This window comes from Pluralibacter gergoviae ATCC 33028 = NBRC 105706 (assembly GCF_001598855.1).
GTDB lineage: Bacteria > Pseudomonadota > Gammaproteobacteria > Enterobacterales > Enterobacteriaceae > Pluralibacter > Pluralibacter gergoviae.
Window position 1 is genome coordinate 1 of record NZ_BCZS01000001.1, and the last position, 21,396, is coordinate 21,396.

16 protein-coding genes and 4 tRNA genes are annotated in these 21,396 nt (G+C 60.5%); 7 read left to right on the forward strand and 13 right to left on the reverse strand.

Going from position 1 to position 21,396, the window contains the following annotated elements:
* Positions 1–46: 46 nt before the first annotated feature.
* Both ENGE1_RS00005 and ENGE1_RS00010 read right to left on the reverse strand, forming a co-directional pair.
* A tRNA-Val gene (locus ENGE1_RS00005) sits at positions 47–122 on the reverse strand.
* Positions 123–165: 43 nt separating this feature from the next.
* Positions 166–241 (reverse strand) — tRNA-Val (locus ENGE1_RS00010).
* Between the two features lie 258 nt (positions 242–499).
* Between ENGE1_RS00010 and gltX the strand changes: the two genes are divergently transcribed.
* The gene (gene gltX / locus ENGE1_RS00015; RefSeq protein WP_045290889.1) at positions 500–1,915 is read left to right on the forward strand and encodes a glutamate--tRNA ligase; all 1,416 of its coding nucleotides are present in this window, start codon (positions 500–502) and stop codon (positions 1,913–1,915) included.
* A 46-nt stretch (positions 1,916–1,961) separates the two neighbouring features.
* Here the strand turns inward: gltX and ENGE1_RS00020 are convergent, their stop codons facing one another.
* Both ENGE1_RS00020 and ENGE1_RS00025 read right to left on the reverse strand, forming a co-directional pair.
* Positions 1,962–2,357, reverse strand: a complete 396-nt coding sequence (locus tag ENGE1_RS00020) for a YfeC-like transcriptional regulator (protein WP_048254136.1) — start codon at positions 2,355–2,357, stop codon at positions 1,962–1,964.
* Positions 2,354–2,719 carry a YfeC-like transcriptional regulator gene (locus ENGE1_RS00025; protein ID WP_043082624.1) on the reverse strand — a complete coding sequence of 122 codons (366 nt, stop codon included), beginning with the start codon at positions 2,717–2,719 and terminating at the stop codon, positions 2,354–2,356. Before ENGE1_RS00025 ends, ENGE1_RS00020 begins: the two co-directional genes overlap by 4 nt.
* A gap of 219 nt (positions 2,720–2,938) precedes the next feature.
* Between ENGE1_RS00025 and ENGE1_RS00030 the strand changes: the two genes are divergently transcribed.
* Positions 2,939–3,014 (forward strand) — tRNA-Ala (locus tag ENGE1_RS00030).
* A 40-nt stretch (positions 3,015–3,054) separates the two neighbouring features.
* Positions 3,055–3,130, forward strand: a tRNA-Ala gene (locus tag ENGE1_RS00035).
* A gap of 121 nt (positions 3,131–3,251) precedes the next feature.
* Here the strand turns inward: ENGE1_RS00035 and ENGE1_RS00040 are convergent.
* The gene (locus ENGE1_RS00040) at positions 3,252–4,454 is read right to left on the reverse strand and encodes a NupC/NupG family nucleoside CNT transporter (protein WP_043082625.1); all 1,203 of its coding nucleotides are present in this window, start codon (positions 4,452–4,454) and stop codon (positions 3,252–3,254) included.
* A 346-nt stretch (positions 4,455–4,800) separates the two neighbouring features.
* Here ENGE1_RS00040 and ENGE1_RS00050 point away from each other — a divergent pair, with 346 nt between their 5' ends.
* Entirely contained in the window at positions 4,801–6,039 is a 1,239-nt protein-coding gene (locus ENGE1_RS00050) for an Nramp family divalent metal transporter (protein ID WP_048254137.1), read from the forward strand.
* A gap of 35 nt (positions 6,040–6,074) precedes the next feature.
* Here ENGE1_RS00050 and ENGE1_RS00055 read toward each other — a convergent pair whose 3' ends face one another.
* Positions 6,075–6,389: a DUF2502 domain-containing protein gene (locus ENGE1_RS00055; RefSeq protein ID WP_048254138.1), complete on the reverse strand. Its 315-nt coding sequence runs from the start codon at positions 6,387–6,389 to the stop codon at positions 6,075–6,077.
* A gap of 119 nt (positions 6,390–6,508) precedes the next feature.
* On the reverse strand, positions 6,509–7,501 hold the full coding sequence (gene mgrA, locus ENGE1_RS00060) for an L-glyceraldehyde 3-phosphate reductase (protein WP_048254139.1): 993 nt from the start codon (positions 7,499–7,501) through the stop codon (positions 6,509–6,511).
* Positions 7,502–7,674: 173 nt separating this feature from the next.
* Here mgrA and ENGE1_RS00065 point away from each other — a divergent pair, with 173 nt between their 5' ends.
* Entirely contained in the window at positions 7,675–9,336 is a 1,662-nt protein-coding gene (locus ENGE1_RS00065; RefSeq protein ID WP_048254140.1) for an alpha-keto acid decarboxylase family protein, read from the forward strand.
* 154 nt (positions 9,337–9,490) lie between these two features.
* Complete coding sequence (gene glk / locus ENGE1_RS00070) at positions 9,491–10,456, forward strand: glucokinase (RefSeq protein ID WP_043082631.1); 966 nt, start codon at positions 9,491–9,493, stop codon at positions 10,454–10,456.
* Between the two features lie 24 nt (positions 10,457–10,480).
* On the opposite strand, the gene ENGE1_RS00075 is transcribed toward glk, so the two are convergent.
* Positions 10,481–11,221, reverse strand: coding sequence for a LytR/AlgR family response regulator transcription factor (locus ENGE1_RS00075; RefSeq protein ID WP_043082632.1), 741 nt, complete (start codon positions 11,219–11,221; stop codon positions 10,481–10,483).
* On the reverse strand, positions 11,218–12,927 hold the full coding sequence (locus ENGE1_RS00080; RefSeq protein WP_043082633.1) for a sensor histidine kinase: 1,710 nt from the start codon (positions 12,925–12,927) through the stop codon (positions 11,218–11,220). The genes ENGE1_RS00075 and ENGE1_RS00080 overlap by 4 nt, the downstream gene beginning before the upstream one ends.
* Positions 12,928–13,313: 386 nt before the next feature.
* Between ENGE1_RS00080 and alaC the strand changes: the two genes are divergently transcribed.
* Entirely contained in the window at positions 13,314–14,555 is a 1,242-nt protein-coding gene (gene alaC, locus ENGE1_RS00085) for an alanine transaminase (protein ID WP_043082634.1), read from the forward strand.
* Positions 14,556–14,618: 63 nt separating this feature from the next.
* On the opposite strand, the gene ypdK is transcribed toward alaC, so the two are convergent.
* From ypdK to nfrB, 4 genes are all read right to left on the reverse strand, one after another.
* Positions 14,619–14,690 (reverse strand): membrane protein YpdK, encoded by a 72-nt coding sequence (gene ypdK, locus ENGE1_RS28200; RefSeq protein ID WP_077777854.1) that lies wholly within the window; start codon positions 14,688–14,690, stop codon positions 14,619–14,621.
* Positions 14,691–15,009: 319 nt separating this feature from the next.
* On the reverse strand, positions 15,010–15,891 hold the full coding sequence (locus ENGE1_RS00090; RefSeq protein ID WP_048254141.1) for a DUF4434 family protein: 882 nt from the start codon (positions 15,889–15,891) through the stop codon (positions 15,010–15,012).
* On the reverse strand, positions 15,891–18,848 hold the full coding sequence (locus ENGE1_RS00095; RefSeq protein ID WP_048254142.1) for an NfrA family protein: 2,958 nt from the start codon (positions 18,846–18,848) through the stop codon (positions 15,891–15,893). Before ENGE1_RS00095 ends, ENGE1_RS00090 begins: the two co-directional genes overlap by 1 nt.
* Positions 18,845–21,082, reverse strand: a complete 2,238-nt coding sequence (gene nfrB / locus ENGE1_RS00100; protein ID WP_048254143.1) for a cyclic di-3',5'-guanylate-activated glycosyltransferase NfrB — start codon at positions 21,080–21,082, stop codon at positions 18,845–18,847. The genes ENGE1_RS00095 and nfrB overlap by 4 nt, the downstream gene beginning before the upstream one ends.
* Positions 21,083–21,396 lie beyond the last annotated feature (314 nt).

Here is a 21,396-nt window from a genome sequence, read left to right on the forward strand (position 1 = left end):
ACTTCGGTACTGCATATTGTAGTAAGAGATCCAGCTGGTGAGAAAGTGGTGGGTGATGACGGGATCGAACCGCCGACCCCCTCCTTGTAAGGGAGGTGCTCTCCCAGCTGAGCTAATCACCCACTTCTCAATATCTCTTACTTTACTGCTTCACACGGCGGAGTTTGGTGGGTGATGACGGGATCGAACCGCCGACCCCCTCCTTGTAAGGGAGGTGCTCTCCCAGCTGAGCTAATCACCCCCGCTGTGTGGAGTCGCATTATAGGGATACGCGGAAATGAGTCAACGCATTTTCCAAAGTTTTTGCGCGTTCGTCGTAAATTTAGGCAATGCGATCGTAAAACGATCCGTGACGTTTGATTTGTAAACAAAAACCGCTATGGAGACGCTTTAGCAGGCAACAACATTGAGGAATCAGTGGGGAGTGATAGAATATTGGCCACTCAAATATTCCAGGATTTGCCGGTTGTCGGCATCTTTCTAAACGTAAGGCCAATTCATGAAAATCAAAACTCGCTTCGCGCCCAGCCCGACAGGCTATCTGCACGTCGGCGGTGCACGTACCGCACTCTATTCCTGGCTTTTTGCACGCAACCACGACGGCAAGTTCGTGCTGCGCATTGAAGACACCGATCTGGAGCGCTCAACGCCGGAAGCGATCGAAGCCATCATGGACGGAATGAACTGGCTGAATCTGGAGTGGGACGAAGGCCCTTACTATCAGACTAAGCGTTTTGACCGCTACAACGCCGTTATTGATGACATGCTGGAAGCGGGCACCGCCTACCGCTGCTACTGCTCTAAAGAGCGCCTGGAAAAGCTGCGCGAAGAGCAGATGGAGAAAGGCGAGAAGCCGCGCTACGACGGCCACTGCCGCCACGACCACAGTGAACACGCCGCCGATGAGCCGCACGTGGTACGCTTTGCCAACCCGCAGGAAGGTTCGGTCATCTTTGACGACCAGATCCGCGGCCCTATCGAGTTCAGCAACCAGGAGCTTGACGATCTGATCATCCGCCGCACCGACGGCTCGCCGACCTACAACTTCTGCGTGGTTGTTGACGACTGGGATATGGAGATCACCCACGTGATCCGCGGTGAAGATCATATCAACAACACCCCGCGCCAGATCAACATCCTCAAAGCGCTCAACGCGCCGGTGCCGGTGTACGCCCACGTATCAATGATCAACGGCGATGACGGTAAAAAGCTCTCCAAGCGCCACGGCGCGGTGAGCGTGATGCAGTACCGCGACGACGGCTATCTGCCGGAAGCGCTGCTCAACTACCTGGTGCGCCTCGGCTGGTCCAGCGGCGACCAGGAGATCTTCAGCCGCGAAGAGATGATTAAGCTCTTCTCGCTCGGCGCGGTCAGTAAATCCGCCAGCGCCTTTAATACCGAAAAGCTGCAGTGGCTGAACCACCACTACATCAATACGCTGCCGCCGGAGTACGTGGCAACGCACCTGCAGTGGCACATCGAACAGGAAAATATCGACACCCGCAACGGTCCGCAGCTCTCTGAGCTGGTGACGCTGCTGGGCGAGCGCTGCAAAACCCTCAAAGAGATGGCCGCCAGCTGCCGTTACTTCTATGAAGAGTTTGACGCCTTCGACGCCGACGCGGCGAAAAAACACCTGCGTCCGGTGGCCCGTCAGCCGCTGGAAGTGGTGCGCGATAAGCTGAACGCCATCACCGACTGGACCGCAGAGAATGTCCATCACGCCATTCAGGCGACCGCCGATGAGCTTGAGGTCGGCATGGGCAAGGTCGGGATGCCGCTGCGCGTGGCGGTGACCGGCGCGGGCCAGTCGCCGGCGCTGGACGTTACCGTTCACGCGATTGGCAAGAGCCGCAGCGTAGCGCGTATCGAAAAAGCGCTGGCGTTTATCGCCGAGCGTGAAAGCCAGCAGTAAGCCGATGGCAGAATAAAAAGCGGCGGGCGAGGGCCCGCCGCTTTTTTTATGCCTCGTCGTCGGCGATGTTCAGCCTGGCGAGAAAGCCGCTCAGCCCCTCGCGCACCAGCAGCTTGTGCAGGCGCGCTTTCTCTGCGGGCGTCATCATCACCAGCGCATCCTGGATTTGCCGCCACGTCGGGTCCTGTTCGCGCGCATAATCGGTCACGACCGGCTCGGCGGCGTGCAGCGACAGCGTCAGGTGGCGCAGCTTTGGCGTGGTGGCGAGAAATTCGCGCACCTGGTCATCAATGTGAATGAGGCGGGCTCTGCCGCCCTTTACGCCGGGGATCGGCTCGGTGACCCAGTTCTGCTCTCTGATCCAGCGGTTAATCGTCTGCCGGGCCATGCCAACGCAGTTGGCAAGCTCGTGGGTGGTCATTTTACTGTGCAGTATTTTCATGCTGGCTCTTGCGTACGAATGCCCAGACGTTGAAGTAAACCGGTGATACCTTCCCGCAGCAGCAGGCTGGTCAGCAGCCGCTGTTCCTCAGGCGACATCTCCTTTGCCAGCGAGAGCAGCAGGGCGTCAAAGCCATCCTCTGCGAAGGCACATTCCGGCGTCGGTTCTTCGCTTATTCGCTGGGCGCTGTGAATAAATTCGCGAACATCGTCGTTGATGTGAACCACTCTCGCCTTACCGCCCTGGACGCCCGGACGCGGCGACGTCTGCCATCCCTCTTTTCGGACCCACTTATTAATGGTCTGGCGGCTGTAGCCGGTCAGATGGGCAAGTTCCTCGGGGGTCATTCGTTCCTTGAGCATGCTATTTCCTGAGTACCTGTATGGGAATTAGTGACTTATGTTATAGCACCGTTTTAGGCGAAAACGTGATGCGTTTAACTCCTGACTGCGAGAATGCTCGCAAACTCATCTGGTTGCATGCTTTTTCAGCGGTTAAACAGGGAGTTGATATTTTGCCGTTGACACCCGGCGAGGGAATTCATATTATGCCGCCCGTCAACACGACACGCTTTACGTTACGGGGCTATAGCTCAGCTGGGAGAGCGCCTGCATGGCATGCAGGAGGTCAGCGGTTCGATCCCGCTTAGCTCCACCAAATCCTGTCCCATCAGGAATTGGAAACGTAAAACGACTGTGGGGCTATAGCTCAGCTGGGAGAGCGCCTGCATGGCATGCAGGAGGTCAGCGGTTCGATCCCGCTTAGCTCCACCACATTCGAAACCCTCGCCTCTGGCGGGGGTTTTTGCTTTTCTGCGTTCGTCAAATGCGTTCGTCAAATGCAGGCATAAAAAAGCCGGAGCAGTTGCCCCGGCTGATTCAAAGATGGCTTAAGTTACAGCACCAGCGCCGCAATAGATGCCGACAGTACGCTCACCAGCGTCGAGCCGTAGACCAGCTTCAGTCCGAAGCGCGATACCACGTTACCCTGTTCTTCATTCAGGCCCTTAATCGCCCCGGCAATGATGCCGATAGAGGAGAAGTTGGCGAAGGAGACGAGGAAGATAGAGAGAATGCCGACCGCGCGCGGAGAGAGCTCTGCCGCCACTTTCTGCAGATCCATCATCGCCACGAATTCGTTGGAAACAAGCTTGGTTGCCATGATGCTGCCCACCTGCAGCGCTTCGCCCGCCGGGACGCCCATCATCCACGCCACCGGCCAGAAGATATAGCCGAGAATGCCCTGGAAAGAGATACTGTGACCGAACCAGCCGGTCACCGTGGCGAACAGCGCGTTCAGCGCGGCAATCAGGGCGATAAAGCCGATCAGCATTGCTGCCACGATCACCGCCACCTTAAAGCCCGCCAGAATGTACTCGCCCAGCATTTCGAAGAAGCTCTGCCCTTCGTGCAGGTTCGACATCTGCAGGTTCTCTTCGCTGCCGTCAACATGGTAAGGGTTGATCAGCGACAGTACGATAAAGGTACTGAACATGTTGAGTACCAGCGCCGCTACCACATACTTCGGCTCCAGCATCGTCATGTAGGCGCCCACAATAGACATCGACACCGTCGACATTGCCGTCGCTGCCAGAGTGTACATACGCTGGCGCGACATCTTGCCGAGGATATCTTTATAGGCGATAAAGTTTTCCGACTGGCCGAGGATCAGGGAGCTGACGGCGTTGAAGGACTCCAGCTTGCCCATGCCGTTCACTTTCGACAGCACCGTACCGATCGCGCGGATAACGACCGGCAGAATGCGGATATGCTGCAGAATACCGATAAGCGCAGAGATAAAGATAATCGGGCACAGCACCTTCAGGAAGAAGAAGGCCAGACCCTGTTCGTTCATTTTACCGAAGACAAAGTCCGTACCGTCATTGGCAAATCCGAGAAGTTTTTCGAACATCTCGGAGAATCCCTTCACGAAGCCGAGACCAACGTCCGAGTTCAGGAAGAACCAGGCCAGCAGGACTTCAATGACCAACAGCTGAATAATGTAGCGAATGCGGATTTGCTTGCGGTTATGGCTAACCAGCAGAGCAAGGATCCCCACAACCGCAAGCGCGAGGACAAAGTGTAGGACGCGGTCCATATCTACTCCAAATATGAGGGAGATTAAATTTCCGTGCACATTCTATGTAACAGCACAAAAGAAAACGAGATCTGAAGCGCACTATAGTAACAACCTGTGAGCAAATTCAAAAAAGGGGATCTGTCATACAAAATCATTATGTTATGTAAAAGTTCTAAAAGTTGGTTTTTTGTATTAATCTGACAGAAAGGCGCGCAGTGCTTTGACATCTCCCACCCGCGCGCCGCCATCCGGCTATTGTTCCCGTCTATCGCAGCAATCATTATCATCATTACAAATGCTCTTGATAATCATTCGCATGTTGGTAGCATGAAACATAGCAAAGGCTATATTTCAGAGGCAGAAAATGACAAACGGTCGCGTTGAGAGTAGCAATAGCAGGGCGGCGCGCAAAATGCGGTTTGCATTAATGGGACCTGCGTTCATTGCTGCCATCGGCTACATCGATCCGGGTAACTTTGCCACCAACATTCAGGCGGGGGCCAGCTACGGCTATCAGCTGCTGTGGGTCGTGGTATGGGCCAACCTGATGGCGATGCTTATCCAGCTTCTCTCCGCCAAGCTCGGTATCGCTACCGGCAAAAATCTCGCCGAGCATATCCGCGACCATTACCCGCGCCCGCTGGTGTGGTTTTACTGGGTGCAGGCGGAAATTATCGCCATGGCGACCGATCTGGCCGAGTTTATCGGCGCGGCCATCGGCTTTAAGCTGGTTTTCGGTATCTCGCTGCTGCAGGGGGCGGTGCTGACCGGCATTGCCACTTTTCTGATCCTGATGCTGCAAAGCCGCGGACAAAAGCCGCTGGAGAAGGTTATCGGCGGCCTGCTGCTGTTTGTGGCTGCGGCCTATATCGTTGAACTTGTTTTCTCTCAGCCCGCGCTGGCGCCGCTGGTGAAGGGCATGATTATTCCCGCGCTGCCGACGTCGGAAGCGGTCTTCCTGGCCGCCGGCGTGCTGGGTGCAACCATTATGCCGCACGTTATCTATCTCCACTCCTCCCTGACGCAGCACGCCGGCGGCGGCACCCGCCGGGAGCGCTACAGCGCCACCCGCTGGGACGTGGCGATAGCGATGACCATCGCGGGCTTTGTCAACCTGGCGATGATGGCCACCGCGGCGGCGGCCTTTCATTTTCACGGCCATACCGGCATTGCCGATCTCGATCAGGCCTATCTGACCCTGGAGCCGCTGCTGAGCCACGCGGCGGCGACCATCTTTGGCCTGAGCCTGCTGGCGGCCGGGCTCTCCTCAACGGTGGTTGGCACTCTGGCGGGACAGGTGGTAATGCAGGGCTTTATCCGCTTTCATATTCCGCTCTGGTTCCGTCGCCTGGTCACCATGCTGCCCTCCTTTGCGGTGATCCTGATGGGGCTCGATCCGACCCGAATCCTGGTGATGAGCCAGGTGCTGCTCAGCTTCGGAATTGCGCTGGCGCTGGTCCCGCTGCTGCTGTTCACCGGCAACGCCGGGCTGATGGGCGATCTGGTCAACAGTCGGCGGGTGAAGTGGACGGGCTGGGTTATTGTGGCGCTGGTAGTAGCTCTCAACGGCTGGCTGCTGGTGGGGACCCTCGGCGGGCAGTAGCGGCGCTCCCCGGCACGTCGTGCCGGGGAGCGTGATTAATGGTGGTGGTCGTGATGGTGGTCCCAGCCGCGGCGGTCGCTTCTGTCGTGCCAGCCCTCGCGGTAGCCGCGTTCATAGGCGTTACGCCTGTCGTAGCCTCTGTCATGGTGGCGCCAGCGGGCGTCCCGCCACTCATAGTGCCTGCGCCAGTAGTCGCGGTCCCGCCAGCGGCCGCCGTCCCAGTAGTTGCCGTGGCCGTCGCGATCGCCAACCTGTAATTTTACCGACGGCAGTAGCGTAATCTCACCGGCGTTCGCCACCAGCGGAGCGGAGGCCAGCAGTACTGCGGCCAGAATCAGTGACCTGAACATTTCTCTCTCCTCACGATCGGATCTTATCGACCTTGGGCGAGATATTACGAAATGGTGAAAATGGGCCACATTGGTGCAACTCCTAAAGCGATGCCGACAGCATGATTTGCGAAAAATACCTATTCGCGAAGAACGGCATCGATCGCGGCGCGCTCTTCGGCGCTGAATGTTCTGTTATCCAGCATGCCCGCAGCATCACCCAGCTGCGACGTTTTACTGGCGCCGATCAGCACCGACGTTACGCTGTCGTCGCGCAGCACCCAGGCCAGCGCCATCTGCGACAGCTTCTGCCCGCGCCGCTGCGCGAGAGCATTCAGGCGGCGGATTTTGCCGAGCTTCTCTTCGGTGAGCTGCTCGGGGCTGAGGAAGCGGCTGCCGCTGGCCGCCCGCGAGTCTGCCGGGATGCCGTGCAGGTAGCGGTCGGTCAGCTGTCCGCCTGCCAGCGGCGAGAAGGCGATGCAGCCCACGCCCTGTTCTGCGAGCAGCGCCAGCAGCTCCGCTTCCGGCGCACGCTCAAACATTGAGTATTTCGGCTGGTGGATAAGGTAGGGCGTCCCCAAATCATTGAGAATGGCGAACGCTTCGCGCGCCCGCTCTGCCGGATAGTTGGAAAGTCCGACGTACAGCGCCTTTCCCTGACGCACGACGTGGTCCAGCGCGCGCATCGTCTCTGCCAGCGGCGTGTCCGGGTCCGGGCGGTGGTGGTAGAAGATATCCACGTACTCCAGCCCGGTACGCTTCAGGCTCTGATCGAGGCTGGCAATCAGGTACTTGCGCGATCCCCAGTCGCCGTAGGGGCCGTCCCACATGGTATAGCCCGCTTTCGTGGAAACGATTAACTCGTCGCGCCAGGGCAGCAGATCCTCTTGCAGCAGCCGGCCAAAATTGCGCTCCGCCGATCCCGGCGGCGGCCCGTAGTTATTGGCCAGATCGAAGTGGGTAATGCCGAGATCAAACGCGCGGCGCAGCATCTGGCGGCTGGTCTCCAGCAGCGTTTCATCGCCAAAGTTGTGCCACAGGCCCAGCGAAATCGCCGGAAGCTTCAGGCCGCTGCGCCCGCAGCGGCGATAGATCATCTTCTTATAGCGGTCGGGATCGGGTTGGTAAGACATTGAAATCTCCGATGATGATGAATATGTATGCGTTTACACTAGCCGATCGCCAACAGCAGGTACAGGATGAATGTCTGTAAATTCTACTTTCCACTAAGAAATTTTTATACTTCTGGACAGGCCACAGGCATGCCTGATACTCAGGATGTCTATGCACAAAAAGGATAATAGCTATGCAGACTACCTACACCATCGCAGATTATCTGGTTGACCGGCTGGCGGAGTGCGGTATTGCGGATCTTTTTGGCGTCCCCGGCGACTACAACCTGCAGTTTCTTGACCACGTGATCGCCTCCCCGCGCCTGCGCTGGGTCGGCTGCGCGAACGAGCTGAATGCCGCCTACGCGGCCGACGGCTACGCCCGGCTGAACGGCGCCGGGGCGCTGCTGACGACCTACGGCGTCGGTGAACTCAGCGCCCTCAACGGCATTGCCGGCAGCTATGCGGAATTTGTTCCGGTGCTGCACATCGTCGGCGCGCCGGTCACCTCGTGTCAACAGCGCGGCGACCTTGTGCACCACACTCTCGGCGACGGCGACTTCGGCCACTTTTACACCATGAGCCAGCAGATAACCGTCGCCAGCGCCCGGCTGCTGGCGAGCAATGCCTGTACGGAAATTGACCGCGTGCTGCGCGAGATGCTGCTCCAGCGCCGCCCGGCCTACCTGATGCTGCCCGCCGACGTAGCGAAGGCCCCGGCTTCTGAGCCCGCCGCGCCTCTGACGCCTGCGCTCGGCAGCGTTGACGACAACGCCCTGGCGGCGTTTACCGACGCCGCGCGCGACCTGCTGGCCCCGGCCCGCCGGGTCTCGATGCTGGCCGACTTCCTCGCCTACCGCTACGGCCTGGCGCCGATGCTGCAGGCGTGGGTCAGCGAACAGCCGCTGCCGCACGCCACCATGCTGATGGGCAAAGGGCTGTTTAACGAGCAGCACCCGGGATTTGTCGGCACCTACAGCGGTAAAGCCAGCGAAGAGCCGGCCCGCCGGGCGATCGAAGACGCCGACGTCACGCTGTGCATCGGCACGCGCTTTACCGATACGCTCACCACCGGCTTCAGCCACCAGATAGCGGCGGAGAAGAGCATTGAGCTACAGCCTTTCGCGGCCAGGGTCGGCAGGCGCTGGTTCAGCGGCGTGGCGATGGCGCAGGCCGCAGAGGCGCTCAGAGGCGTGGCCAGCAGCCTGGCCAGCGGCTGGGAGCCGGTATCGCCCCGCACCGCGGTGAAGGCGGAGCCCGCCGGCGGCGCGCTGACCCAGAGCAGCTTCTGGCAGACCCTGCAGGCCTCGCTGCGTCCGGGCGACATCCTGCTGGCCGATCAGGGCACTGCCTCCTTCGGCGCCGCTGGCCTCACCCTGCCGGAAGGCGCGGTACTGCTGGTGCAGCCGATCTGGGGCTCCATCGGCTACACGCTGCCCGCCGCTTACGGAGCGCAGATAGCCAGGCCAGGACAGCGGGTGGTGCTGATCATCGGCGACGGCGCGGCCCAGCTGACTATTCAGGAGATGGGCTCGATGCTGCGCGACGGTCAGAAGCCGGTGATCCTGCTGCTCAACAATGATGGCTATACCGTCGAGCGCGCCATTCACGGCCCGGAACAGCGCTATAATGACATTTCGGCCTGGAACTGGACGCTGCTGCCGCAGGCGCTGAGCGTAGATGGCCAGGCCCAGAGCTGGCGCGTATCGCAGCCGGTGCAGCTGCACGAAGCGCTGGAGCGCGTCGTCACGCCGCCGCAGCTGACGCTGATTGAAGTGATGCTGCCAAAACAGGACATTCCGCCTCTGCTGCGGGCGATCACCCAGGCGCTGGAGGCCCGCAACTGTGAGGATTAGGCGCGCGCCGTAATGACATAGCTGAAACGGTATTAGTGATAGTGTGACCTGGATCGATAAATCATCGGCGCCGGCGCGCAGCCTGTTGTTGTTAACGCGCCATAAACTTACAGTGTGCCAAAGATTTATGCTGACTTAATGGAGCCGTGACAGTATGACAACGTTTGCTTTAACCGGAGATATCGGCGGAACCAACGCCCGGCTGGCGCTGGTGGATACCGCCAGCGGTGAGATCTCCCGCGCAAAAACCTACTCCGGGCTCGACTATCCGAGCCTGGAGGCGGTGGTCAGGGTTTATCTGGATGAGATAGACGAAGAGATAAAAGACGGCTGCATCGCCATTGCCTGCCCGATCACCGGCGACTGGGTGGCGATGACCAACCACACTTGGGCCTTCTCGATCAAAGAGATGAAAGAGAGCCTCGGCTTTGAGCACCTGGAGATCATTAACGACTTCACGGCGGTATCGATGGCCATCCCGATGCTGAAAAAAGAGCACCTTATTCAGTTTGGCGGCGGCGAGCCGGTGGCGGATAAGCCGGTGGCCGTTTACGGCGCGGGCACCGGGCTCGGCGTTGCGCACCTGGTGCACGTCGACAAGCGCTGGGTAAGCCTGCCGGGCGAGGGCGGCCACGTCGATTTCGCGCCGAACAGCGAAGAGGAGGGGATTATCCTCGAACACCTGCGTGCCGAACTGGGGCACGTTTCGGCGGAGCGCGTGCTCTCCGGCTCCGGGCTGGTCAATCTTTATCACGCTATCGTCAAGGCCGACGGCCGGCTGCCGGAAAACCTGCAGCCGAAGGACGTCACCGAGCGGGCAATCAACGATACCTGTATCGACTGCCGCCGCGCCCTGTCGCTGTTCTGCGTTATTATGGGCCGCTTTGGCGGCAACCTGGCGCTGACGCTCGGCACCTTCGGCGGCGTCTATATTGCCGGCGGCGTGGTGCCGCGCTTTATGGATTTCTTTAAGGCCTCCGGCTTTCGCGGCGGCTTTGAAGATAAGGGGCGCTTTAAGGCCTACGTCGAGGATATTCCGGTTTACCTGATCGTCCACGATAATCCGGGCCTGCTCGGCGCCGGGGCGCACCTGCGGCAGGTGCTGGGGCACGAACTCTGATCAAAGGCGCCGCGGCGCCTTTTTTTACAGCTGCATCAGCTGGCGAAACTCCTTCACCTTGCTGCGGCTCACCGGCACCTGAAAATCCAAATCCTTGAGCCGCAGAATATAGGTATTGTTAAACCACGGCTCAATTTCGCGAATTTTATTCAGGTTCACGCAGTAGGAGCGGTGGCAGCGGAAGAAGTGCGCCGCGGGCAGCTTGCTGCAGAACTCGGTGATGTTCATCGGCATCACCCACGACTCCCGGCGGGTATAGACGAAGGTCATCTTCTCGTGGGCCTCCGCATAGTAAATATCGTGGATGCTGGTGACGTAAATCTTCTCATCGCGCACAAGATTAATGGTCTCGCTTTCGCGCGGCGCGCCGGCGGCGGGCGCCGCCGCATCGACCTGCTGCTGCTGTTGCCAGGCGTTTTGCAGCTTCTCCAGCATATTGACGATCCGCGCCTCCTGATAGGGCTTGAGAATGTAGTCAAACGCCTCCAGTTCGAATGCCTCCACCGCGTGCTCTTTCCACGCGGTGATAAACACGATAAACGGCCGGTGGGCGAACTGGCTGATGTTCTGCGCCAGCAGCACGCCGTCGAGCGAAGGAATATTGATGTCGAGAAAAATGGCGTCCACCCGGTTGTGCTGAAGGTATTTCAGCACGTCGAGCCCGTCATCAAAGGTGCCGACAATCTCCATCTGGCTGTGCTCTTTGATAAGCCAGCTCAGCTCCTGCTGGGCCAGCACCTCATCCTCAACAATAATCACTTTCATAATAGCTCCCTGGATAACAGCGTCGTCGGCGGGGCCACCGGGGTGCGCCGGTTGGGGACATAAAAGGCGATCTCCGTCCCCGGCTCCAGGCGGCGGATGTGCAGCCCCTCGCCGTACAGCAGCTTGACGCGGTGGTGAACGTTGAGCAGGCCGATTTTATTGCCGGGCATCTCGTCCGCCTCGACCCGGGCAATCACCGCCGGATCGATGCCGTTGCCGGTATCGCGCACGCTGATGCGCACCCGGCTGCCGCTCTCGGCGACGCCGATGGTTACCACGCCTTTGCCCTTGCAGGGCTGAATACCGTGAACGATAGCGTTTTCCACCAGCGGCTGGATCAGCAGGCTGGGAATGACGCAGTTCACCTCTTCATCAATATCGTAGATAACGGTCAGCTTGTCGCCAAAGCGCGCCTGCTCGATGGCGATATAGTCTTTCACCTGGTACAGCTCTTTGCGGATATCAATCTGCTCATCGTCTTTTAATTCAATGTTATAGCGCAGGTAGCGCGAGAGATTGAAAATCAGCTGCCGGGCGGTGTCCGGATTGAGGCGAATCGAGGATGAAATGGCGTTAAGGGCGTTAAACAGAAAATGGGGATTTATTTTGCTCTGCAGCGCCCGCAGCTCTGCCTTGTTTGCCATCTCCCGCAGCTGCTCGGCGCGGGAGACCTCCAGCTGGGTGGAGATAATTTGCGACAAGCCGACGGCCATCTCCTGCAGGGCGGAGGTGATCTGGTGGGCGTGGCAGTAGTAGATTTTCAGCGTGCCGGTGGCCACGCCTTTCTCCCACAGCGGGATCACCAGCATGGAGTGTATCTCCGGCGTCCGGTGGGCCTCATCGTTGTTCTTGATGATGATCCTGCCGCTTTCGATCGCTTCGCGGGTCGTCGGGCTGACCAGATCGTCGTGATTCTGATAATTCTGCTCGCCGACGCCGACGTAGGCAAGCACGTGGTTGGTATTGGTGATGGCCACCGCATCGGCCACGATGTCCCGGCGAATGATGTCGCACACCTGGCGCAGCGACTCAACGTTGACGTGGCGAAACAGCGGCAGCGTTTTGTTGGCAATGTCCAGCGCAACGCGCGCCTGGCGGCCGGCGATATCCTCTTTCTCTTTCTCCACGCTCTGCACCAGCAGGACGATAAAGCCGATGCAGACGCTGCCGAGGATCATCGGCAGGCCAATCTTGGAGACGATATCAATCCCCAGCGCCGTGGTCGGCGCCCAGACAATCACCAGGATCATGGTCAGGGTTTCGCACAGCATGCCCGCGAGGATCCCTACTTTCCAGTGCTGGGCCTTCGGCACCCGACGGCTGATAACGCCGGAGAGGACTCCGGCGATGATGCTGGTGATAAAGCAGGGAATGGCCGTCACGCCGCCGATATCAATCAGGTAGCGGTGGGTGCCGGCAATGATCCCGGTAATGACCCCGACCCAGGGGCCGAACAGAATGCCCCCGGACATTACGGCGATGATGCGCACGTTGACCAGCGACCCTTCGACCGGCACGCCGGACCAGGTGCTGAACAGGGCGAACATCGAAAAGATGGCGGTGACCGCCAGCAGCTCTTTCGGCGTGTGGGCCTTTTTGTGCAGCAGCTCGCGGAACAGGCGGATGCGGATCAGGAAAAACAGGCAGATAAGCATCAGCGCGGCGCGATCGAACACCGCCAGCAGCATGTTAAAAATGTCGTGCATGGAGAGACCGTGAGGATTGCAGGAAATAGCTATGATAGAAAACCCTGGCCGCGAGCGCCAGCGGCGTGCGGCGGGGGCATAATCGGGAAAAACCACGTTTTATAAAGGGGATTATTGCACCTTTTCAACAAACTGAATGTTTTACTCATATCAGCGCGCAGTAATGTAAAAATATTGAGCGTATTTTGTGTCTGCTCATCGTCCTTTTCAGTGAAAAAGAGGATGCTAAAAGCGCTTAACCGAAGTCAGATTGCCTCTTTTAAGTGTGAAATTTTTTTTCGCAGCCTCTCGACAGGCGGCAGATTTTGCGGTTATTTAATAGACATGCCGCAGCAGCGGCAGCGTCGCTCGGACGGTCCGGGCGCTAACGTAAACCTGAGGAATCTATGGCCGAGTTCACCCCTGAACGCCGCTTTACGCGTATCGATCGTCTCCCGCCCTACGTCTTTAACATCACCGCTGAACTGAAGATGGCCGCCCGCCGCCGCGGTGAAGATATCATCGACTTCAGCATGGGCAACCCCGACGGGCCGACCCCGCCGCACATCGTCGAAAAACTCTGCACCGTGGCCCAGCGCCCGGACACTCACGGCTACTCGACCTCGCGCGGCATTCCGCGCCTGCGGCGGGCGATTTCGCGCTGGTATCAGGAGCGCTATCAGGTGGACATCGACCCTGAAACCGAAGCCATCGTCACCATTGGTTCGAAAGAGGGGCTGGCGCACCTGATGCTGGCGACCCTCGATCACGGCGATACGGTGCTGGTGCCCAACCCCAGCTATCCGATCCACATCTACGGGGCGGTGATCGCCGGGGCCCAGGTCCGCTCCGTACCGCTGGTGGAGGGCGTGGACTTCTTCAACGAGCTGGAGCGCGCCATCCGCGAAAGTTATCCCAAGCCGAAAATGATGATCCTCGGCTTTCCCTCTAACCCGACCGCCCAGTGCGTCGAGCTGGACTTCTTTGAGAAGGTGGTGGCGCTGGCCAGGCGCTATGACGTGCTGGTCGTGCACGATCTGGCCTACGCGGATATCGTTTACGACGGCTGGAAGGCGCCATCCATCATGCAGGTGCCCGGCGCCCGCGACGTGGCGGTGGAGTTCTTTACCCTGTCAAAAAGCTACAACATGGCCGGCTGGCGCATCGGCTTTATGGTCGGCAATCCGGTGCTGGTCAACGCCCTGGCGCGCATCAAGAGCTATCACGACTACGGCACCTTTACGCCGCTGCAGGTGGCGGCCATCGCCGCGCTGGAAGGCGAGCAGCAGTGCGTGCGCGATATCGCCGAGCAGTATAAGCGCCGCCGCGACGTGCTGGTAAAAGGCCTGCACGAAGCGGGCTGGATGGTCGAGATGCCGAAAGCATCGATGTACGTGTGGGCGAAAATTCCTGAGCAGTACGCGGCGATGGGCTCGCTGGAGTTTGCCAAGAAGCTGCTGCAGGAGGCTAAGGTCTGCGTCTCGCCGGGTATTGGCTTCGGCGACTACGGCGACACCCACGTGCGCTTTGCGCTGATCGAAAACCGGGACCGCATCCGCCAGGCGGTGCGCGGCATCAAGGCGATGTTCCGCGCCGATGGCCTGCTGCCGACGACAGCCCGCCCGGCGGCGGAGAGCGCGGAAGAGTAGTTCAGGGAACGCAAAATAAAACAGGAGCCGATGGGCTCCTGTTTTGCTATCAGGGACTGAACGCTAGATCATCAGGGCGAACGTACCGGCCCAGACGATGACCATAAAAGAGATGCCCATTAGAAAGTATTTCACGCTACATCACTCCACGTATTTTTGCACCCGGTTCAGGCCGGGCATCGGAAACCGCGCGCGCTGGCGCTGGCTTAAATTCAGGCGTATTTAACGCATCAGATGGCGCTAATGTACGCTTAAAAAAAACGGCTGGCAAGAGGCGTTTTTTTGTTATTTTTTAGTAACTTATAAGTGTCGTGGAACGGCGACAGAATGGTTTCACAGGGGAATAAATCGGCTTCCGGCGACGGGCGATGCAGCATATAGTACCGCGTTGAAAATCGTCGTTTTTTTGTCACAAATCGTGCCCGGACAGCGCAAACCGTCCGGGCACACTGTGCTATTCAGCCGACAGCACGCCCCGGGCGTCGGGCAGGTAGCGCAGGGAGAAGTAGAGGTTGTCTTTTCCGCAGGCCGATCTCTGCGCCCGCTGCGCGGCCAGCTCAGCGGCGGGAAGCGGCGCGGCGCTGAACGTCGCCCCGGGTCGGGTCGCGAACAGTTCGTAAACCACGCCGCCGGCGGGCGTGCGGCCGCCGCAGCCGGCGGCTTCGCTCAGGTAGCGCTGCCGCTCGGCGGGCGTCAGCGTACTGGCGCCGCGGCCGTCCTGGATCCACGCGGCCACCCCGGTATTGCGCACCTCGTCCACCAGCTGGCGATAGCCCTCCGGCGTCATGTTGCCGGCGAAGAAGCTACTGATATACACCGGCTGCGGACCGACCGCCGCCAGCTGGCGGCGGGTAGCGCTCAGCCAGGAGAGCAGCGCCCGGCGGGCGGCGGGGCCGCGCCAGTTCAGATCGTCGATTTCCGCGCTGATGTACCAGCCGTCGGCGGCGCTCGCCCAGCGCTTAGCCTGCGCGATATCGGCGACCCGCAGGCGGCCGAGATAGGCGCGCAGCGCGGCGGGAGGCTGCTTCTGACGCTGGAAGAAGTCCGGATCGGCGCGCAGGCCGACGATTACCCGCAGCCCCGCCGCGCGCGCGGCGGCGGCCCGCTGCTGCAGCGCCTGTCGGCGGGCGTCGCTATCGAAGGCGCTGCCCCAGGCGGTCCACTGCACGATCAGCGTATCAAAGCCGTCCCGGCGCAGCGTCTGCATCAGCGCCTGCCAGCGCGCGGCGCTGACGCTGCTGTCGCGCAGCTGCGGCTGCCAGAAAATACCGTTAACGGCGGCGGCGAAGGGGCTCGTCAGGGCGAGCAGCAGGAAAAGATGGCGAACTTTTAACATTACCAGTGAACTCCCACGGTCAGGAAGGTGTTGTTTCTCTCTCCGGCATCCTGGTTAATGGCCTTAAAGGTGCGCTGATACTCCAGGCCCAGGCTGATTTTATGCGGCCAGGCGTCGTAGCGCCGCTGGCCGGTCCAGATATTCCAGCGCACGCCGATGCCGCCGAGCTGTTTTCCCTCGCTGTGGCCGTCGCGGTTGCCGTTCACCTGCACGTGGGCATAAGGTTCCAGGGTCTGGGCGGACGCTATCTTCTGGTGCCAGCTGGTGCGGTAATCGGCGGTCCACGCCTGGGTATCGTCCCGCAGATACTGCGCCGCATCCAGATAGAGGTTATGCGCAAACCAGCCGCGGCCGTTCGGATGCCACTCATCGCTGTATTTACCGTTATTGAAAAACGATGCGCTGGCCCGCAGCATCGTATTGCGCCTGCCGTGGTGGTGATCCAGCGGGATTTGCTGCTCAATGGCCAGGAAGAAAGTGTAGTCGTACAGCGGCTTCCAGCGCAGGCCCGGGCCGAGGATCGGGTTCTTCACCGGTATGGCGACCCCGCTGTTGGCGGTATCGGCAAACACCCGGCTATAGGCTGAAAGAATATCGCCGTCGAGCAGGACGTTGCGGCCCAGCCGGTACTCGGCCTCCATCTGACCGAAGCTTCTGTAGCTCTGACCCGGCGAGCTGCTGCCCGGCTGCGTGCTTGATGAGCTGCTCTGGCCCGAGTTTAGCCCCACGGAGGTGTTGAAATTAAAGGTCCAGCGGCGGCCCATGTCCTCATGCAGCCGCCGCACGTCGAAGCGCTCCTGCCGCTGCGGCGGCGTCAGCGGCGCGGCGGCGGCATCGGCGTCCAGTTCGTCTATCACTTCCTGCGCGTAGCGCCGGGTCTGTGCGATATCGCCCAGCCGCTCGCTGACGTACATCAGCTGGCGCAGGACCTGCGGATCGTCGGGCGTCGCGCTGTGCGCTTTCTCCAGCGCCTGCCGGGCGCTGGCGTACGCTTTACGGCTCCAGAGGGCGTAGCCCAGCGATGCTTCCGTATCCGCGTTATGGGGATCGATGCGTAGCGCCTGGCGCAGATCGGCGATGGCTTCCGGCGTCTGCCCTAGCCTGCGGTGCAGGGCGGCGCGGGCGGTCAGCGCGCGCGGCGTTGGCGCAATGGCAATCGCCCGATTGAGCGCGTCCATCGCCTTCTCCGGCTCATCGGGCAGATAGCGCTGCGCGTGCAGCCACCACCAGGCCTCGCTGCTGTCCATACCGCGCCGCCGCGCCGCGTCCAGCCAGCTGTCTCTGGCCTGCGCATCGCCGGCGGCCTGGGCGGTCGTCGCGGCAGCCATGATGTCGGCTTCGCTCATCTGCGCGGCGGGCACGGCTCGCCAGGCCCGCAGGGCGGTCTGATAATCTTCGACGGCATAGGCCCGGTACGCCACGGCCCGCTGCTGATAGGCATCCGGCCGACGGCGCATGGCCTGCTGCTGAGCATACAGCGCCAGGCCCGGCAGACTGCTGCCGTAGCACGTCGCAAGCCGATCCCAGGCGGTGGCGCCGTAGCGTTCGGAGAGGTCTCCCAGCAGGCGGCGGGTCTGCGGGCAGCTGCCGGGCAGGCCGCTTTGCGCTTCGCGCAGCGCGGGCGTTGCCAGCGGGGCGCTCAGACGCGCTTCCTGCGCCGGGGTCGCCAGCTGCGGATACTGCTGCAGCAGTGTGCCCAGCCGCAGCACCAGCGCGCTCTGCTGCTCAGCGCCGCCGCTAAACGGATAGCGCTTCAGCAGCAGCTGCGCCGCCTCGCGGTCGCGACCGTTCTGCATCAGTTGCCAACTAAGGGCATCCAGCCGCGACGCGCTGCCGGGGGCGCGCTGGTAGAGGCGCCGCGCCAGCGCGAGAGATTGCCGGCGGTCGTGCGTGGCGGTACTGAGGGCGTAGCGCTCGGCCAGCATCTCGTCCTGCGGTACGCCGTTCAGCAGCCGCTGCGCTTCGGCATAATCGCCCCGGCGCATTGCCTGCGGCAGCGCTTCGCCAACCACGTAGCGGCGGTTAGCGGCAAACTGCGGCGCGTAGCCCGCCAGCATCTCCGGCGCGGCGGCGCCGGTCCGCGAGATCAGATACAGCCAGCCTTGCTCCTGCGCGGCCGTATCAAAGCGCGGCCGGTGCCCGGCAAGATAGCGCCGCAGCCCCGCGGTATCCCTTTTCGCCGCAAGCGCGCTGGCCCAGGCCAGCTGCAGGCGCGGCGAGGAAAACATCCCCCGCGCCTGCAGGGACGCAACGCGGGCGTTAAGATCGCCCGCCAGCAGAATATCGAACCACTGCTGCTGCTCTTCATCGCTCAGGGCGCGGCGCTGCGCCCGGCGGTCGTAGAGATTGTCCGCCATTGTCCACTGGCGAAGATAAATCGCCCGCTGCAGGAGATCTTTTTCCAGCGCGGCGCCCTGCGGCGAGGCGGCAAAGGCCGCATCATCGAGCTGGGTGAAGGCGATATCCAGCCTTTCCAGGCGCAGCGCATCCTGCCCCGTCTCGCTGCGGCAGCGGCTATCGGGCGCCCGGGCGCAGGCGCGCTGTTCGGCCAGCAGCGCCTCGACGGTGGTCACGGGGGCAACGGCGCGCGGTATGGCGTCCAGCCCCTGGCGCAGGCGGACGTCCTGCGGATGGCGCCTGAGCTGCTCGCTGAGGACCTCGCGGGCCAGCCGGTCGTGGCCGAAGTGGCGATAGGCCTCCGCCAGGTAGAGCGTCAGCGGTACGTTGTCCGGCGCCTGGTCGTGGGCGTGGCGAAACTCCGCCAGCGCCGTTTTCTCATCATTGGCCTTCTGCGCCCGCAGGGCTTTTTCCAGATGCGGATAGATAACGAAGTGGCGGTAGTCGCTCAGGCCCAGCGCGCTGGCGCTGGTACCCGTATCCTGCGCCAGCGCGCCGCTGCTCAGCAGCGAGGCGATAAGCAGGCCAAGCGCCTGTCGGGATCGTTTATGGTGATTCATCGTGACTCTCCGGCGCGCAGCAGTTCCCCCAGCTGGGCATCGGTTACGCCCGCCTGCGCTAATAAGGTCGTCATAGACACCTGCAGCTCCCGCTGGCGCTGCAGTACGGCATCGAGGGTCTGCTGCGTTACGACGCCTTCATCGACTAAAAATTTTCCCAGCGGCAGATTGCTGCGCTCGTGGCGCAGCAGCAGGGCGCTCATGGCGGAGTGGTTGATATGGCCAAGCGTGGTCAACACTTCGGCGAACAGCAACTGGCCGGAGACAAACGCCTGCCAAAGGCCGTCTGCCTGCGCAGCCGGGATCCATCCCTTAGCGGCAGCGGCCTGCAGCAGGGCACGATCGTCGCGACCGCGGATGCGGGCGTACCAGTGGCGCAGTCCGGTGACCACCTGGCCCCGGGGGACGATAACGTAGCGAATGCGCAGCCCCATCTTACGCTCAAGGGCGGCCAGCGAGACCGGGTCGATTCCCTCCTCGCTGGCGACGGTGAGCGTACCGCCCTCCCGGGATAGCGGCAGTACCGCATAGCGCAGGGCAACGGTGGCGGGCATGGTATCAATCAAATCGCGATCGATCTGCCAGGCGTCAATCGATGCGGTCTGCACGCCATTTTGTTCCGCCAGCGCGGCGGCGAGCTGAGGGGCGGTAATCACGCCCTGGCTGAGCAGCGAGCCGCCCAGGCGCAGGCCAATTACGCGATGCGTCAGCCCGTGCTCAAGCTGCCCGGCGTTAATCACCCCCTGTTCAAGCAGGATTTGCCCCAGCGGGCGCAGGGCGCGATTTTCGCCGGTAACGCTGGGAAAATCGTGGGTAGTTTTATCCCACGCTACGCGCCGCGGGTCGCCGTGCTGGATCACCTGACGCAGGGCGCGCCAGTTGGCCATAAAGTTAATCAGGTTGCCCCAGAACAGGCGCAGTACCGACAGCAGGCCCTGCAGCAGCCCGTAGTAGGTGGTCACAAAAATGACGCGCTGGAGCATGCGGTTCACCATCAGCACAAAGTTGCACCACAGCAGGGTGACCAGCCACGGGCCGCCGGTGAAAATCGACAGAAACTGCCACGCGTCCGGCCACAGGCGCTGGTAAATCAGCAGCAGTAGCAGCTGTATCATGACGATCATCGCCGCGAAGCTTAAAAAGTTGCTGATGGCCCCTTTGCGGTCGCGCCACAGGAAGTAGTTGAGAATCGGACTTTTTGTCCAGCGGTGGGTTTTAAAACCCTGAAAGACAATGCCGATGATCCAGCGGGATTTCTGGCGCATGGCGGTGGTGAAGGTGTCGGGAAAATACTCTCTGACGCAGATAACCGACGCCGCGCGGCGGCTCTGTAGAAAGCGGCGGCGCTGCTTTCGCGCGTGTTCATCCACGACCGGAAAGCGGACAAAAATCTCGGTCATGCCCTTCGCCTTCAGGCGAAAGCCGATATCGTAATCTTCGGTCAGGCTCTGGACGTCGAAGGCGATACCGTCGCCGTCCGCCAGCAGCGCCATCACCGCCCGGCGGCTGAAGCAGGTGCCGACTCCGGCGCTCGGTACCTGGCCGGCCAGCGCTTCGCGCACCAGCACGTCCTTACCGTGCAGCTCGGCAAATTCGTCGATGTAGGACATGCTGGTAAAGTGCGCCCACTCGCGCTCAAACGGATAGACCGGAATCTGAATCAGGTCCTTACGCTCTACCAGGTAGTTGAACAGGCGCAGCTCCATCGGCGAGATGACATCTTCCGAATCGTGCAGTATGAAGCCCGAAAAGGTGAAGTTGGCGCTGCGCTCGAACTGCGTGATGGCGTCGAGAATGTTATTCAGGCAGTCCGCCTTGCTGGTAGGGCCGGGGCGGGCGCAGACCACCTTATGCACGTTGGGGAAGCGGGCGCAGACGTCATCGACATCGCGCTGGGTGTCGGGATCGTTAGGGTAGGTGCCAACGAAAATATGGTAGTTCTCGTAGTCCAGCGTCATCGCCGCAAGCTCTGCCATATTGCCAATCACACCGGTTTCGTTCCACGCGGGCACCATGATGGCCAGCGGCTTCTCATCCGGTTGGTACAGCGTGCGGTGATCCATCGGCTGATGGCGGCGGTAGACCGTGACGGCGCGGATAACCCGCCGACACCAGTAGATAACGTCGATAAATAAGTCATCTAATCCGCTGATAAACATCATGATGGCGAGGGCTATCGCCACGACCTTCAGCCCATAAAGATAGGTTGAAAAAATATCTACAAACCCGATCATTGAACCACCAGACCCGCTGACATAAATTTACAGAAGTGCGCGGTAGAGTACATCAATTAGTGTTATATGTCGCAATAAATGATTTTGTATTTTTTATGTATCAAAAAAATAGCGTTAATGTAGAGATAAAGGCCGTGTAGTTTGATTTCTGCGACACATGATGCTTATGTGTTCTGCTGGTTAAATCATCATCCAGATGGCCGCGTGTCGAAAAATGTCCACTTTACTGTAATTATGGTATAGGTCGAGCATTGCGCCGGATGCGCGCTGGCTATTTAATGAACAAATTAATCAGGATCGATGAAAATAATGAA